The sequence below is a fragment of the Azotobacter tropicalis genome (assembly GCF_059739045.1).
The window spans coordinates 3,388,693-3,404,079 of record NZ_AP046059.1; the positions used below are offsets into that span (position 1 = coordinate 3,388,693).

16 protein-coding genes, 1 tRNA gene and 1 pseudogene are annotated in these 15,387 nt (G+C 63.9%); 3 read left to right on the top strand and 15 right to left on the bottom strand.

Translation table 11 applies throughout. The annotated features are described in order from the left end of the window. Positions 1-6 precede the first annotated feature (6 nt). The 12 genes from Atro_RS16070 to rpsU all read right to left on the bottom strand — a co-directional run bounded on the left by Atro_RS16070 (position 7) and on the right by rpsU (position 10,473). The gene (locus tag Atro_RS16070) at positions 7-300 is read right to left on the bottom strand and encodes a hypothetical protein (protein WP_497923835.1); all 294 of its coding nucleotides are present in this window, start codon (positions 298-300) and stop codon (positions 7-9) included. Then, complete coding sequence (locus Atro_RS16075) at positions 297-428, bottom strand: hypothetical protein (protein ID WP_497923837.1); 132 nt, start codon at positions 426-428, stop codon at positions 297-299. The genes Atro_RS16070 and Atro_RS16075 overlap by 4 nt, the downstream gene beginning before the upstream one ends. Positions 429-768: 340 nt before the next feature. Continuing rightward, the gene (locus Atro_RS16080) at positions 769-2,283 is read right to left on the bottom strand and encodes a DUF5906 domain-containing protein (RefSeq protein WP_497923838.1); all 1,515 of its coding nucleotides are present in this window, start codon (positions 2,281-2,283) and stop codon (positions 769-771) included. Positions 2,284-2,497: 214 nt separating this feature from the next. Beyond that, positions 2,498-2,725 carry a hypothetical protein gene (locus Atro_RS16085; protein ID WP_497923840.1) on the bottom strand — a complete coding sequence of 76 codons (228 nt, stop codon included), beginning with the start codon at positions 2,723-2,725 and terminating at the stop codon, positions 2,498-2,500. Between the two features lie 585 nt (positions 2,726-3,310). Continuing rightward, entirely contained in the window at positions 3,311-3,544 is a 234-nt protein-coding gene (locus Atro_RS16090) for a helix-turn-helix transcriptional regulator (protein ID WP_497923842.1), read from the bottom strand. Positions 3,545-3,624: 80 nt separating this feature from the next. Next, positions 3,625-4,821: a tyrosine-type recombinase/integrase gene (locus tag Atro_RS16095; protein ID WP_497923844.1), complete on the bottom strand. Its 1,197-nt coding sequence runs from the start codon at positions 4,819-4,821 to the stop codon at positions 3,625-3,627. Positions 4,822-4,983: 162 nt separating this feature from the next. Further along, positions 4,984-5,060: transfer RNA gene (locus Atro_RS16100), tRNA-Ile, on the bottom strand. 96 nt (positions 5,061-5,156) lie between these two features. Further along, positions 5,157-5,450 carry a N(2)-fixation sustaining protein CowN gene (cowN, locus tag Atro_RS16105; protein ID WP_497923846.1) on the bottom strand — a complete coding sequence of 98 codons (294 nt, stop codon included), beginning with the start codon at positions 5,448-5,450 and terminating at the stop codon, positions 5,157-5,159. A gap of 76 nt (positions 5,451-5,526) precedes the next feature. Beyond that, the gene (locus Atro_RS16110) at positions 5,527-6,201 is read right to left on the bottom strand and encodes a Crp/Fnr family transcriptional regulator (protein ID WP_497923848.1); all 675 of its coding nucleotides are present in this window, start codon (positions 6,199-6,201) and stop codon (positions 5,527-5,529) included. A 104-nt stretch (positions 6,202-6,305) separates the two neighbouring features. Next, positions 6,306-8,162, bottom strand: a complete 1,857-nt coding sequence (rpoD, locus tag Atro_RS16115) for an RNA polymerase sigma factor RpoD (protein WP_497923849.1) — start codon at positions 8,160-8,162, stop codon at positions 6,306-6,308. A 64-nt stretch (positions 8,163-8,226) separates the two neighbouring features. Next, positions 8,227-10,161, bottom strand: a complete 1,935-nt coding sequence (gene dnaG / locus Atro_RS16120) for a DNA primase (protein ID WP_497923851.1) — start codon at positions 10,159-10,161, stop codon at positions 8,227-8,229. Between the two features lie 96 nt (positions 10,162-10,257). Beyond that, positions 10,258-10,473 carry a 30S ribosomal protein S21 gene (gene rpsU, locus Atro_RS16125; RefSeq protein WP_003085057.1) on the bottom strand — a complete coding sequence of 72 codons (216 nt, stop codon included), beginning with the start codon at positions 10,471-10,473 and terminating at the stop codon, positions 10,258-10,260. Positions 10,474-10,674: 201 nt separating this feature from the next. On the opposite strand from rpsU, the gene tsaD reads away from it, so the two are divergent. Next, positions 10,675-11,700 carry a tRNA (adenosine(37)-N6)-threonylcarbamoyltransferase complex transferase subunit TsaD gene (gene tsaD / locus Atro_RS16130; protein ID WP_497923855.1) on the top strand — a complete coding sequence of 342 codons (1,026 nt, stop codon included), beginning with the start codon at positions 10,675-10,677 and terminating at the stop codon, positions 11,698-11,700. 15 nt (positions 11,701-11,715) lie between these two features. On the opposite strand, the pseudogene plsY reads toward tsaD, so the two are convergent. Continuing rightward, a pseudogene (gene plsY / locus Atro_RS16135) lies at positions 11,716-12,284 on the bottom strand (glycerol-3-phosphate 1-O-acyltransferase PlsY). A gap of 65 nt (positions 12,285-12,349) precedes the next feature. Between plsY and folB the strand changes: the two are divergent. Beyond that, the gene (gene folB / locus Atro_RS16140; protein ID WP_497923857.1) at positions 12,350-12,703 is read left to right on the top strand and encodes a dihydroneopterin aldolase; all 354 of its coding nucleotides are present in this window, start codon (positions 12,350-12,352) and stop codon (positions 12,701-12,703) included. Continuing rightward, positions 12,694-13,242, top strand: a complete 549-nt coding sequence (gene folK / locus Atro_RS16145; RefSeq protein ID WP_497923859.1) for a 2-amino-4-hydroxy-6-hydroxymethyldihydropteridine diphosphokinase — start codon at positions 12,694-12,696, stop codon at positions 13,240-13,242. Before folB ends, folK begins: the two co-directional genes overlap by 10 nt. Before the next feature lie 103 nt (positions 13,243-13,345). Here folK and Atro_RS16150 read toward each other — a convergent pair whose 3' ends face one another. Next, positions 13,346-13,495 (bottom strand): hypothetical protein, encoded by a 150-nt coding sequence (locus Atro_RS16150; protein WP_497923861.1) that lies wholly within the window; start codon positions 13,493-13,495, stop codon positions 13,346-13,348. Positions 13,496-13,711: 216 nt separating this feature from the next. Continuing rightward, entirely contained in the window at positions 13,712-14,740 is a 1,029-nt protein-coding gene (locus Atro_RS16155) for a Gfo/Idh/MocA family protein (RefSeq protein WP_497923862.1), read from the bottom strand. Positions 14,741-15,387: the final 647 nt, after the last annotated feature.

Here is a 15,387-nt window from a genome sequence, read left to right on the forward strand (position 1 = left end):
GTCCCCTTACTTGCCCTCCAGTTCAGCCCGAACCAGCTCGAACTCCGCCCCGTGTTTCATGGCGAACTTCCGGCACAGGCGCTGCACACCTTCCGGGTCTTTGCTTGCAGCAATGTCTAAAGCGGCACGGATGATGTGCCAGCGGAAATCTGCCGGCACATTCGGTTCCTTTGCCAGTCGAATGGCAAACTCCAGCAGTTCGTCTTCGGTCAGTGTCGCCAGATACTCCAGCGGGGCGTGTGCGTGTTCGGCAGGCACATGCTTCGCCAAGATTTCATTGGAGTTGGTGGGCGTGGTCATTTCCGGGCACCTCGCAGCAGGTCATCAGCAAGCCGGCGCAGGGATGAACCATCCCATCCACCGTCATCGAAGATCCGGGCGAGTTGGTGGCAATGATGCAGCGTTGCGATAAGGGTGTGAGTGTTCATATCGATGCCTCCTCAACCCACGGAGTTTCCCTCGAAGCACCATTTTCCCTTCCGCCGGTCACCAGCCAGCGCCACGCAGCAGCCGGGCTTTCCCATTTGAACTGGCCGCGCCTGGCTTGGGCATCAAGCACGACCGCCAAGACTCGCTTGGCCTCTTCCTCTGTGAACGCCCCACCGAGCCCCATAAGCGCCGTGACGTAATGCCCGCGCTTTCGCGTTTCACCTGGGTGCCCTGCGTTCGCTCGCCCACTGGGGCTTAATTGATAAAGCTTCATGGTGGTTGCCTCTCGGCTTTAGAAGCCCCGGCCGTAGCCGGGGATAGATCCCTTGCGGGAAATCGTCAGGCTTTGCCTTCCAGCGCTTCCGCTAGGGCAGGCCGGGGCTTCCAATCGTCACCGTCGTGCATCACCCACTGGTCACGATTGCGCCAGATCCAGCGCCTGACAGTTTTGGTCTTGCCGGCGCCTTTGTCGTAGTAGTTGAGGCGGCACAGGACGGCCCCGACCAATGTCAGCGCTGCTGGGATCGTCTTGGAATTAAGCTTGTAGGCCCGCGCCTGCGCCGGGTAGATCGCGTCCAGCTTTTCGATCAGCGAATCGACGTTGTCGAAGTCGACATCGAACGGCGTTTTGCCCTCCTCGATCAGCTCGGCGAACCAGCCGGCCAGCGGGTTGCGCGACTCGGCCTGCGTCCGCACAGTGGCGGCCGTCTGCGGGACCGGAGCGTACGGGTCCCAGTCGGCCGGGAAATCCCACTGTGCCAGCACACCAGCCAGCAGCGAAGGGCCGGGGCCGGTCATCCATGCGGCCAACTTTTGGTAGTAGATGTCCGGCTTGCGCTCTGCCTCGCAGCGCATCACCAGGATGCGCCCATCCCCCTGCATCAACGGCAGGCAGTCCGCGTTGTTGGTGGTGATGATCGAGTGGACATGGTTGCCAATGCCGGTGTGGCGGATGTTTTTCCCCTCGGCCGTCAGCTTGTCCTCAGAGATGAACGATTTCAGCGACTCGTACCCATCCGCCCGGTCGTGCTTCGACAGCTCGTTCCAGACGATCAGGCGTTTGCGCTGCACGATGTCCAACAGCCACTTCGAGTGCAGTTCCTCGCCTTTGAGACTGTCGACCATCGCCGGCCCGAATACCGGAGCCAGGATCTTGTACAGCATCGATTTGCCGATCCGGCCAATCCGGCTGTAGAACATGATCGCCGATGGGATTTTGATCCCTGGTCGCTGGTAGAGCGTGGCCAGCCAGTTCATGAAATAGTCCACGCCTTCGCTGTCGCCGTCGGAGATGTACAGCAGGTGGTCGACGAGCGGCTGGATGTCCTCCCGAGTGGCGGACATATCCGGCTTGCACATCGTCGCCTTGAGTGAATGCCACCAGTTAAAGCTGTGCCCCGACACGTTGTATGGTTCGAGGGTTGGCTCGAAAACCATCCTCTGCACAGTGATTCGACGCAGCCCCTTCATATTCCAGAAATAGTGGCCGGCGGCGATCGGCTTGGTCAGTTCCCCGTTCTTCAGGAACTGCAGATCCCCGTAATTGGTATCCGCGTGCAGGATGAACGAGTCCTTGCCCATCTCCACGACCTCGCCGCCGGTTTCCTTCGTCGCCTTGAGGTCGACCACGCAGGGCGTGCGACCCGTCACCATCACGTACCGGTGCAGCATGGTTTCCAGGATGTAATTCGAGCGCGCATGCACGCCTTGCGGCCCGTCTCCAAAACCGAGCCCGGAAAAGTCGATCATCGGCCCGGCTTCGGGGCACGTCTCGCCGGGCTTGGCCGCCTTGCCGAACTCGATCACCTCTGCCGGCACAGGTCCTGGTTGTGTGTCTTTTGGAAAATCCGTCATTTCGACCTCCTATGGATTACCGGAGGTCGGCGTGGGGCGTGCTCTACAATGAAACGGCTGGACCGCTTGTCGGCGTGCTCTCCCGGTGGTGGTGGGAGCTGTGTGCATGTCCAGTATCTTGCAATAGAATAGGTGCTACGGTCCTGTCCGACCTGTCTCGAAGCCCTGCACTGGTGCCGCCCGGTGCGGGGCTTTTCATTTTCAGGGCCAGGGGCTAGGCGCCCGCGGCTGCCTGACCTTTGCCTTCGTTCTCACCGAATTGCAACGGCGACCAGTAAGGACGCCTATGCACTTTCAGCAGCGGCGCCGGAATCTGACGCCGCGCCAGCCGCACGCTTGCGTGCTTCTCCGTGATTTGCAGATGAGCTGCCACGTCCGCGAGGCACCAAGCGTCCGTCAGGCTGCCGTCGGCTGGGTTCTCGATTTTCAATTTCGGCTTCATGGCGCCACCCTCTCTGTAGTAACTGACAACATGCGCCCTTTCCGGGGGGGACCGCAATCATTGTCCTTCGGCGGGGCGACGAACGGATTTCACTGAATCAAAATGATGGCTCCCAGATCCGAGCCCCTGACACTTCTGACACACCAATCTGTCAGGGCATGTGTCAGAGAATTCACATAATTTTTGTGTGGTTTTTGGGGTAGGTGTTAGGTCTTGGATCTTTGTGCTCTGACACTTCGCATGACGCTTCCCTGACAGATGAAGTGTCAGGGCCGCGACCCCTCTAGCACACGGGTTGCGGAGCATCCCGACACTCTTGACACTTCTTTCTCTTATTCAGAGAGAGAAGAGAGAGAGGAAAAGAGGGGAAGAGCGTAAAGGAGCCAAGTGAAGGAGAGGACCCGTCAAAGTGTCAGGAAGTGTCAGGGCCTCCGGCACGTGTGCATTAGGGGGTGCTCAAACCCGCGAGCTAGGCGCTTCGCGCTGAGAGCTGATCCCCGTGACACTTGGATTTTTGAACTGTCAGGGCTGCGACAGTAAGTGTCAGAGCCTCCGGCGGCGGTGTGCATGTCCGCCGCCAAGACCTCAGATCCCTCGGGCGCGCTGTACCTGCTGCATGATCCACTCGTCGATCTCAGATTCCAGCCAGGCCACGCGAGACTGTCGCCCCGACTTGTAAGGCTTGCCGATCCCAATCGGTGCCGGGAACGTGCGCCCCTTGATTCGCTCCCAAATGACGGCAGCCGAGAGCGTAGTGCGGGCGACGACCTCCTTGAGGTCGATCAGGCGCAGCGCTCGGTGCTCGGTGGCTTCGTTCATGCTGTCCCCCCTGTCTTTTGGCGTTGGCTAGCGCCTTTTCGAGCCGGTTGGGGGATTTTAAAGCTCCTTGCCGTTTGGTCCTAACACCCGTGTCCCTTGCCCTTCAGCTCGTCGAGGTAGTCGGCCCAGCGCTGCATCATCGCTCTGCGCTCGTCGAGGAATTTCGTTCGGTTATAGGCCCGCCCCAGCGCGTCCGGAACCCGGTGCGCGAGCTGGTGTTCGATCACTGTCGGCTCGAATCTCAGAACTTCGTGCAGCAGCGTCCGGGCGGTTGCCCGGAACCCGTGTGCCGTCACCTCGCGCTTCGTGTCATAGCCCATTCGCTGCAGCGCTGCGTTCAAGGTCACTTCGCTGATAGGTTTGTCGTGCTTTCGCGTACCAGGAAAAACCAGCTCATTGTGTCCTGTGACCGGCTGCAGGGCGCGGAGCATGGCCACTGCCTGGCGTGCCAGCGGGACGATGTGTTCCGCGTGCGTCTTGCTTGCCACGAAGCGCCACTCGCCGGCCGCCAGGTCCAGCTGTGCCCAGCGCATGGCTCGCAGCTCGCCAGGGCGCACGAACAGCAGCGGCAAAAGCCGCAGGGCGGTCCCGACGACGACAGTGCCCGTGAAGCCCTCCAGCGTCCGCAGCAGGGCGCCCAGCGCGGCCGGGTCGGTGATTGCTGGCATGTGCTCGACGCGGACAGGGGGAAGGGCGCCCTTGAGGTCGCCGGTAGGGTCGCGCAGGCATCGGCCTGTCGCCACGCCATACCTGAATACCTGGCCGACGATCTGGCCGACCCGGTGCGCCGACTCGATGTGCCCGCGAGCTTCGATCCGGCGCAGGCAGGTCAGCACGTCGGGGGCATTGATGTCGGCGATGGGGGCATTGCCCAGCCAGGGGAAGATTTCCCGCTCCAGCCGGCTGATGATCCTGCAGCTGTGCGTCGGCGCCCATGTTGGCGACATCTTCGCAAACCACTCCCGCGCGACAACCTCGAAGCTGTTCGCCGCTGCGGCCCCTCTGGCGGCCCTGGCGGCCTTCCTGTTCGCAGACGGGTCTACCCCATTGGCCAGCAGCTTCCGCGCCTCCTCGCGGCGCTCGCGGGCCTCCTTGAGGCTTATGTCGGGGTACTTGCCAAGAGCCAGGCGCTTTTCCTTGCCTTCGAACCTGTACTTGAGTCGCCACAGCTTGGAGCCTTTGGGGGATAGCTCGATATACAGCCCGCCGCCGTCGAAGTGGCGGACTATCTTGTCAGCTGGTTTCAGTGCGCGGATCTGAGCGTCTGAGAGAGGCATGGGGGCATCCTCACTGTGCATCTGGGGATCTTTCCCCAACGATGCCCCCAGTTTGGGTGGACAGCAAAAGATTCGGACGGACAGCATCAGACAAGGGAAGCGGCGCAACCCTTGATTTTGTTGGGCTTCGGGGGCGCTGTTGCGCTTCCCCTATCCCTAAGTTGGTGGGCCCGCAGGGACTCGAACCCTGGACCAAAGGATTATGAGTCCTCTGCTCTAACCGACTGAGCTACAGGCCCCCAGAAGGCCGGCGGATTATAGCGGCGGCTTTCCGCCCGCGCCAAGCGACGGAGCGGAAAACCCCGCATTCGTTGCGAACCGAGTGCACGACGCGATCAGCAGCAGTCGTCCTCGACCCGCTCCAGCAGGGCCAGGGCCTCCTGGTCGCCGTGGCGGGCGAAGAGTTCGTAGACGACGTTCACCTGGGCGTGCAGCAGCAGGCGGGCGTCGTTCTCGCTGCCGTCGCGCGAGCCGATCTTCTCGTGGAAGTAGTTGCAGATCGGGCAGTTGCTCTGATCCTGCTGCAGGTAGTGATGGATCCGCGCATAGAGGGTGCGGATGCAGCGGTCGCAGTCGGTGTAGGGCAGGGATTTTTCACCACAGATGCTGCGATAGGTCGGCGTGGTCATGGGCGCTCCTCCGGCAAGCCGAAGCTGGACAGGTGTCTGGAGCGACCATGCTAGAAACCGCGCCCGGCGTTGTCTGTCAGCCAGCGGACACCTTGCCTGGCGACTGGCTGCGAATGCGCAGGCGTTCGGCGTCGTGGATGTCGAAGATGCCGTTGCCGGCGCGGCTGAGGATGCCTTCGCGGGCCATCCGGTTGAGCAGGGAGGAGACGGTCTGGCGGGTGGTGCCGAGCAGTTGGGCGATGTCTTCGGTGTTGAGGTCCAGTTCGAGGCGCAGGCTGCCCTGGTGGGGACGGCCCTTGCGCGCCAGCATGCCGTCAAGGAAGCGTGCCAGGCGGCCCTCGACGTCGCGGAAGGCCAGGTCCTCGATGATGCGCATGCAGTTGTCGAGCGTGGCGCCGAGTACGCGGATGATCGCCGGCATTGCACTCGGCAGCGAGCGGAGGGTGGCCATCATTTGCCCGGTATCGCCCATCAGCACCTCGCTCGGGCGCACGGTCTGGACATAGGCCTGACTGTGGGTGCTGTAGATACCGCCGGCTTCGAGGAAGGCGAGGGTGTATTCCTTGTCCTCGAAGGCGAGGAACACGCGGATGCGTCCGCTGCGCACGATGAACACGCTGTCACGTTCGCCGTTCGGGCTGCCGAGCAGTTCGCCCTCGAGCAGCTGACGCTGGTGGAAACCCTGCAGCAATGCCGCCTGGGTCAGGGCATCCAGGCATTCGAGCGGGTTGCTGGCGTCGGGTCCGTGCATGGTGGCGTGTCGTCGGAGTGATAAGGTTCCCGCAGTATAAGAGCGTGCGCTACCCGATCGGCAACCTGGAAAGCAAGACCCCCGGCGGGCCGGGGGTCTTGCTGTCACTCGTCGAGGAAGGAGCGCAGGTGCTCACTTCGCGAGGGGTGGCGCAGCTTGCGCAGGGCCTTGGCCTCGATCTGGCGGATACGCTCGCGGGTGACGTCGAACTGCTTGCCGACCTCCTCGAGGGTGTGGTCGGTGTTCATGTCGATGCCGAAGCGCATGCGCAGCACCTTGGCTTCCCGGGCGGTGAGGCCGGCGAGGACTTCGCGGGTGGCTTCCTTGAGGCTTTCCACGGTCGCCACGTCGATCGGCGACTGCATGGTGGAGTCCTCGATGAAGTCGCCCAGATGCGAGTCTTCGTCGTCGCCGATCGGGGTTTCCATGGAGATCGGTTCCTTGGCGATCTTCAGCACCTTGCGGATCTTGTCCTCGGGCATCTCCATGCGCTCGCCCAGCTCTTCCGGCGTCGGTTCGCGGCCCATCTCCTGGAGCATCTGCCGGGAGATGCGGTTGAGCTTGTTGATGGTCTCGATCATGTGCACCGGGATGCGGATGGTGCGCGCCTGGTCGGCGATCGAGCGGGTGATCGCCTGGCGAATCCACCAGGTGGCGTAGGTCGAGAACTTGTAGCCGCGGCGGTATTCGAACTTGTCCACCGCCTTCATCAGGCCGATGTTGCCTTCCTGGATCAGGTCGAGGAACTGCAAGCCGCGGTTGGTGTACTTCTTGGCGATGGAGATCACCAGGCGCAGGTTGGCCTCGACCATTTCCTTCTTGGCGCGGCGGGCCTTGGCTTCGCCGATGGACATCTGGCGGTTGATGTCCTTGATCTCGCCGATGGTCAGGCCGACTTCCTGCTCGAGGTCGATCAGCTTCTGCTGGCACTGCTTGATGTCGTCGGCCAGCTTGCCGAGGGCCTCGGCGTACTTGGCCTTGCCCTTGGTGAGGAAGTCGACCCAGTCCTGGTCGACCTCGTTACCGGGAAACTGGCGGAGGAAGTCGGCGCGCGGCATGCGTGCATCGCGCACGCACAGTTGCATGATCGCGCGTTCCTGGGTGCGCACGCGGGTCAGGGAGTCTCGCACCTGCTCGACCAGGGCGTCGTACTGCTTGGGCACCAGTTTGATCGGCATGAACAGGCTGGCCAGTTCCTGCAGGGCCTCCAGGCCCTCGGCGCTGCCGCGGCCGTGCCGCTGGAGGATTTCGCGGGTCCTGTCCAGCTGTTCGGCGACGGCGCCGAAGCGCAGGCGGGCGATTTCCGGATCGGGGCCACCGTCGCCTTCCTCTTCCTCGCTTTCTTCCCCGCCTTCTTCCTCGTCTTCGTCGTCGGATGCCGGCGCTGCGGCGCTCTTGCTCTTGAGGTCGACGGGAACTTCGGCCTCGGCAGGCACCGCCGAATCGTCGTCGGGATCGATGTAGCCGCTGAGGATGTCGGACAGGCGGCCGCCTTCGGTGGCGACGCGCTGATACTCCGCAATGATGCTGTCCACGGTGCCGGGGAAGTGGGCGACGGCGCTCATCACCTCGCGGATGCCTTCCTCGATGCGCTTGGCGATTTCGATCTCGCCTTCGCGGGTAAGCAGTTCCACGGTACCCATTTCACGCATGTACATGCGCACCGGGTCGGTGGTGCGGCCGATGTCGGTCTCCACCGCGGCCAGGGCGGCGGCGGCTTCCTCGGCGGCGGCTTCGTCGGTGTCGGCTTCGGCCAACAACAGGGCATCCGTATCCGGGGCGCTTTCGAATACGTTGATCCCCATGTCGTTGATCATGCGGATAATGTCTTCCACCTGTTCCGGATCGGAAATATCCTCCGGCAGGTGGTCGTTGACCTCGGCGTAGGTCAGGTAACCCTGTTCGCGGCCACGAGCGATCAACTCTTTGATGCGAGACTGCTGTTGAGCTTTTACGGACATGACACCCTATCCACTGAATGTTCTGGCGGGCTGAAAAGCTAAATATTATAGCGGATGCTTGACCTTACGCGCCAGTTGAGGTCGGGGGGGCGGGGGAGGCATTGCGGCTGAGCAGATCACGCAGGCGAACCTTCTCTTCTGGACTCAGTTCGCCCTGCCGGGCTTTGCAAAGCAGTTGTTCGATACCTCGCTCGCGCTGCCGAGCCGCTAATGTATTTATAGTGTCGAAAAACTGTTGTTCAAGGTTGTCCGTCGAAATCAGCCATTCCTTTTCCGCCAGGGCACGCAGCAGGCGGCCCTGTTCCGTGCCATGCCAGCGGGCGATCAGTTGCAGGCTGCTGCTGTGCGGGTTCTTTTGCAGGGCCTCGAGCAGGGCGACCAGCAACTGGGCGTAGGGGTCTTCCTCGCTGGCGAAATGGCTGGCATCGGCGACTTTCTGCGCCAGCTGTGGATGATGCAGCAGGGTGCGCAGCGCGCTCAGGTTGGGCGGCTCGACGCTGACCGCCGTGCGTGGTCGGGGCGGGAGGCCACGGCGATCCTTGCGGTAGTCGTTGCGTGCCTTCCACTGGCCGCGGCCTGTTCGTTCGGGGGGGGCGAATGGTTGGCTGGGGGCGAAGTCAGGGTAGTCGGCGTGGCTGGGGTCGGCCTGATAGTAAGCATCCTCCGCGTAGGCCGGATGATCACCGGGGATCTTGCCGGACGCTGGCGGGCCCGGGATGGTGCCGTGCAGCCCGGTGATCTCGCCGAGGCGCTGACGCATCAGGGTGCGGAGGTTGGCGCCGGGAATCTTTTCGATCAGTGGGGAGGCGAGGGTCGCCAGGTGGGCCTTGCCTTCCAGGGTGCGCGGATCGGCTTCCTCGGCCAGTTGCTGGAAGAAGTAATCGGCCAGCGGCCTGGCCTGCTGTTCCAGGCGGGCGAGGAAGGCCTCGCGGCCCTCGGCGCGCACCAGGCTGTCGGGGTCCTCGCCTTCGGGCAGGAACAGGAAGCGCGCGCGCCGGCCGTCCTGCAGGCTCGGCAGGGTGGCCTCGAGGGCGCGCCAGGTGGCCTTGCGTCCGGCCTGGTCGCCGTCGAAGCAGAACAGCACGCTGGGCACCAGGCGGAACAGGCGCTTGAGGTGCTCCTCGCTGGTGGCGGTGCCGAGGGTCGCCACCGCGTTGCGCAGGCCTTGCTGAGCCAGGGCGATGACGTCCATGTAACCCTCGACCACGATGACCTCGTCGAGGTCGCGGTTGTGCCGGCGCGCCTCGAAGAGGCCGTAGAGCTCCTGGCCCTTGTGGAACACCGGAGTTTCCGGGGAGTTCAGGTATTTCGGCTTGTCGTCGCCGAGCACCCGGCCGCCGAAGGCGATGACCCGGCCGCGGCTGTCGCGGATCGGGAAGATCACCCGGTCGCGGAAGCGGTCGTAGCGCTTGCCGGTGTCGGCATTCTCGATCAAGAGACCGGCGTCGATCATCGCCTTCTGCTGCAGGGCATCGCCGCCCAGGTGCTTGAGCAGGTTATCCCAGCCCGGCGGGGCGAAGCCGAGGGCGAAGTCGCGGGCGATAACGCCGGACAGGCCGCGTCCTTTCAGGTAGTCGACGGCGGCCTGGCGTGCCGGATGGCTCTTCAGGGCCTGGCGGTAGTAGTCGGCAGCGGCGGCCAGCAGCGGATAGAGCGGCGAGTCGACGCTCTGGCGCGGCTGGCGGTCGCCACCGCGTTCCTCGCGGGGCACCTCGAGGCCGGCGCGTTTGGCCAGTTCCTCGACCGCCTGGGGGAACTCCAGGTGGTCGTGGTCCATGAGAAAGCCCAGCGCGTTGCCGCCGGCGCCGCAGCCGAAACAGTAGTAGAACTGCTTGTCCGGGCTGACGGTGAAGGAGGGGGTCTTTTCCTGATGGAAGGGGCAGCAGGCGCTGTAGTTCTTGCCCGCTTTCTTCAACTGGACGCGCGAACCGACCACCTCGACGATGTCGGTGCGGTTCAGCAGGTCGTCGATGAATCCTTGGGGAATCAGTCCGGCCATGGGGGGTTCCGGTTCGGGCGGATGCCGGTGGCTCCGGAAATGCAAAAAGCCCGGTTCATGACCGGGCTTTGGGAAGCGGCGAAGCCTCGCTGTAGCTTAGTACAGGCGCTCGCGGCGGCGCTGCTCGCGCTGCACTTTCTTGGCGTGGCGCTTGACGGCGGCGGCGGCCTTGCGCTTGCGCTCGGCGGTGGGCTTCTCGTAGAACTCGCGGCTGCGAACTTCGGCCAGAACGCCGGCTTTTTCGCAGGAGCGCTTGAAGCGACGCAAGGCTACGTCGAAGGGTTCGTTCTCTTTAACTTTGACGGCGGGCATCCAGGGCTACCTTAACTATTGACCGGTGGTGAACGCCCTCTCCGGACTCGGCTCGGGAGAACGTCGATTCTCAAGGGCTGCGGATGTTACCTCATTTGTCGCAGCCAATGCAAAGCCCGCGGCGCGAAAAGCGCTGGTCTGCGGGGTAGTCGCCGATTATGATGCGCCCCTCGATTTTCCTGGCTAATAAAGGTCGAACCCATGCTCGTTCTGGGGCTGGAAACCTCCTGCGACGAAACCGGCGTCGCGCTTTACGACAGCGAGCGCGGCCTCCTGGCCGACGCGCTGTTCAGCCAGATCGATCTGCACCGCATCTATGGTGGGGTGGTGCCCGAGCTGGCCTCGCGGGATCACGTCAAGCGCATGCTGCCGTTGCTGCGTCAGGTGCTCGACGAGTCCGGCTGCGCTGCAGAGGGCATCGACGGCATCGCCTATACCGCAGGACCCGGCCTGGTCGGCGCGCTCCTGGTCGGCGCCTCCTGCGCCCAGGCACTGGCGCTGGCCTGGGGCATTCCGGCGCTCGGCGTGCACCACATGGAGGGGCACCTGCTGGCGCCGATGCTGGAGCAGCAGCCGCCACAGTTTCCCTTCGTCGCCCTGCTGGTTTCCGGCGGGCATACCCAGCTGGTGCGGGTCGACGGCATCGGTCGCTACCAGGTGCTCGGCGAGTCGCTGGACGATGCCGCCGGCGAGGCCTTCGACAAGACCGCCAAGCTGCTCGGCCTCAACTATCCGGGCGGGCCGGAAATCGCCCGCTTGGCGCAGGATGGTCGACCGGGGCGCTTCGTCTTCCCGCGGCCGATGACCGACCGGCCCGGGCTGGAGTTCAGCTTCAGCGGTCTCAAGACCTTCGCCTTGAATACCTGGCAGCATTGTCAGACGAGCGGCGAGGACAACGAGCAGGCGCGCCGTGATATCGCCCTGGCCTTCCAGCAGGCCGTGGTGGAGACGCTGACCATCAAGTGCCGGCGGGCCCTGAAGCAGACCGGTCTGAAGCGTCTGGTGATCGCCGGCGGGGTAAGCGCCAACCAGGCGCTGCGCGCGGCGCTGGAACGGATGCTCGGCGAACTGGATGGCCAGGTGTTCTACGCACGGCCGCGCTTCTGTACCGACAACGGTGCGATGATTGCCTATGCGGGTTGCCAGCGGCTGCTGGCCGGCCAGCAGGACGGGCCGGCGATCCAGGTCCATGCGCGCTGGCCGATGGAGACCCTGCCGGCGGTCTGAGCCTGCCGTGCAGGGTTAGAAATGCCTTTCCCGGCCGGCGAAGAGGTCATGCAGGTTGCTGCGATGGCGCCAGACGATCACCCCGTAAAGCAGCAGCATCGGCAACAGGGCCCGGGTTGCCGCCAGGCCAGCAGCGGCAGGCAGAACGGGATGGCGGTCAGGGCGGCGAGGGAGCTGGTGCGGGTGAGGGCGAAGACCAGCAGCCAGGCGGCGACTGCCGGCAGCACCGCCGGCGGATAGAGACCCAGCAGCATGCCGGCGGCAGTGGCGACGCCCTTGCCGCCGCGAAAGTTGAAATACAGGGGATACAGGTGGCCGAGCACCGCGGCCAGGCCGATCCAGGCCTGCTGCTGGATGCCCAGGTCGGCGCGCTCGGCGATCAGCACCGGCAGCAGGCCCTTGCACAGATCGCCGAGCAGGGTGAGCGCCGCCAGGCGCTTGCCGGCGATGCGCAGCATGTTGGTGGTGCCGGGATTGCCCGAGCCGCAGGCACGCGGGTCCGGCCTGCCGCTCAGGCGGCTGAGCAGGATGGCGAAGGACAGCGAGCCGAGCAGGTAGGCGAGGATCGCCAGCAGCCAGAACATGGGATCCATCCGGGGTGGGGGCGCCCCGATTCTAGCGGGGCATGGTGCCCTGCGTGGAGATGAATTTGGACAAAGTGTTTATCGAGGGGCTGGAGGTCGACACTGTCATCGGCGTATACGACTGGGAGCGCGGGATTCGTCAGTGTCTGCGGCTGGATCTGGAGTGCGGTTGGGATGTCCGTGTGCCCGCTGCCGGCGACGAGCTGGCCAGAGCGCTCGACTATGCGGCGCTGGCGGCGCGTATCCAGGTTTTCGCCGATGAAGCGCACTTTTTGCTGGTGGAAACCTTCGCCGAACGTCTGGCCGGCGTGCTGATGGCCGAGTTCGGGATTCCCTGGCTGCGCCTGCGGCTGACCAAGCCGGGCGCCGTTCCCGCGGCCGCCGGCGTTGGCGTGGAGATCGAGCGCGGATGCCGCTGACGCCTGTGCTGCTGGGCCTCGGCAGCAATATCGAGCGTATCGCCCACCTCACGGCCGGCCTCGAGGCATTGTCCGGCCTGCTGCAGGATATGCGCTGCTCGCCGGTGTTCGAGAGCCTGCCGGTGGGGATCAAGAGCGGCCCCTTCTTCAATCTGGTGGTGACCGGGCAGACCGACCTGCCGCTGACCGAGCTGGATCGCCGGCTCAAGTTCATCGAGGCGGACAATGGCCGCTATGCGCCGGAGCGCAAGGGACTGCCGCTGGATATCGACGTGCTGATGTACGGCGACAAGGTCGGCAATTTCGACGGGCTGCTGCTGCCGCGCCCGGAAATCCTGAAGAACGCCTTCGTGCTCTGGCCGCTGGCGCTGCTGGTGCCGGAGCGGCGTCATCCGGGCGCAGGGCAGACCTTCGCCGAACTGTGGCAGGAGGCGCGGATCGAGCAGGTGCTGTGGCCGGTTTCCTTCCAGTGGCGCGGCGCGCAACTGACCCCTCCGACGCTGATCCGGGCCTTTCCCGCCCCGCCGCCCAGTTCCTAGTCCTACTGCGCCAATAAGAGAGCCAACTTATTGAATTACCAAGTAAACGAATAGGTGCTGGGGCATTGGAAGGCGAGTCGTCAACGCTGTTGGATAGGGCGGTCTACCGCTTTGGCCCGGCTCGGCGAGGAACCCAGCGGTCGGTCTCGGCCGCCATGGCCGCGAAGTCGGCATGCTCGCTCTGCAACGCCAGTGGATCGTCTAGGTTGTCGAGTTTCGCTTCACGCTCCTGGTCGGCAAACAGACTGAGCATGGACGGGGCTCCAGCCGATCGAGGGCAGATTTTATACGGAGGCCTGGGTTTTCAGGGGTGCCCGAACGGGATGCCTGGGCAAGGGGCTGATCGGGCAGGGCCGCGACGATCGAAGGGCCGAAACAGGGATGACAGGCAGGACCAAGCGGCAGGCGATGGCGATAAGGAGCACGGACAGGGACGGCAGGGCATGGACTGCCGCCCCTGAAAGACGGATCACTCTTCGTTGAGGCGAACGCCGATCTGACGCCGCACTTCGTCCATGGTGGACAGGGTATCCAGAATCGACTGCCACGGACGGACAGGCGACTCGCTCAGCCCCTCGCTGACGCACCAGGCAAAGTGGATGGCCTCATGGTACAGCTGTTTGTAGCCGTTCTTGGCATCTTCGAAGGTCAGGATCTGTCCGCCGCCGCTGGCCGTCACCGTGAAAGAGCCCGGATTGTAGAAGGGGCCGGGCATTACTAGAGTGGCATCACGGCCGGCAATCACGGCGATGCAGGGCGTGCTGCTGAACAGCGTCGTATTGAGCACGGCTTGCATGCCGTTGCCATGCTCGAACAGCATCGAGGCCTGGCCGTTGACCCCGGTATGGGCCATCTGGCCGATGGCTGTGACCTTTTCAGGCTTGCCGGCCACCTTCACGCTCAGGCCGACCAGATAACTGCCCAGATCCAGCATGGGGCCGCCGGCCAGAGCCGGATTGAAGATCCGGTGTTCCGGCAGGAAGAACTCGCCATGATCGGCGATCAGCGTGTGCAGGTCGCCTAGCATGCCATCGGCCAGCAGTTGGCTCAGGACATCGTACTTGGGCAGAAAGTCACACCACATCGCCTCCATGCACAGCACCTTGCGGGCTTCGGCACGTGCCTTGAGTTCGGCTACCTGCTGGGCATTGAGCGCCATGGGCTTTTCGATCAGGACGTGCTTGCCGGCTTCGATGGCCTTCAATGCGTCGGGGAAATGGTGGTTGTGCGGTGTGGCAATGTAGAGGGCGTCCAGCTGATTCATGGCCAGCCTGTCATGAACATCCCCGAAGGCATGGGGGATCGACCAGTCGCGCGCGAAGGCATCGGCACGCTCCTGAGCGCGCGAGGCGACTGCCACGACCTGCTGGACCGTATTCTCGCGCAGGGACTTCACGAAGCGCTCGGCGATCCAGCCGGGGCCGATGATCCCCCAGCGCAGGGTAGGAACGGATGCGGGGTCCCGCAGGCGCGGGGTTGGCAGGGAAGAAGGCAACATTGCTCTTGTCCTTGTTTTCGACCGGGTTGTGCCTGGATATATAGAAAATTAATTCAAAATAACTTAAATTAGGAATTTTATTTCCACGGCGCTTCGGCAGATGCTTCTGCCGCCCCGAATCGCTCAGCGAATCCGTGGCCACCCATGATCAGGACGGAGTCGGCGCGTCCGCATTGGTCCGCTTCCGGGCTTTGAGAGCGGCCCAGAACTCGGCAGGAACCTTCTCCCGCATGGCAGCACTGTTGGCCTTCGCCTGCTCCAGCGCTCGTGAGGCGTCACTACCACCTCCGGAGCCTTGGCGAACTACAGCGAAACGCTCCACTGTACAGATAACGGTTTCGTCCGCCGCCGTGCAGGTACGGCGGCAGGCCTGCAGATCCTATTCGAAGTCCGTCGGACTCGCCGTCGCCTTGCCGGCTGCGCTTCAGGCATCGAAGCCGCCGGTGATCGACTGCACCTTCAGGGGGCCCATATCCTGCGGGCTGCTGACAGCCAGAGCGGTGCAACTGCTGATCTTGCAGTAGCGGAAGATGCCGAGGTCGTGGACAGACAGTTCCGGCGTGTTGCCGAGCTTGAGTTCCAGCAGGCTACGGTGTTCGGCGTGCCGGGAATGTGGCGGGCATGGAGTCCGTCGGCTTCGGCCACCC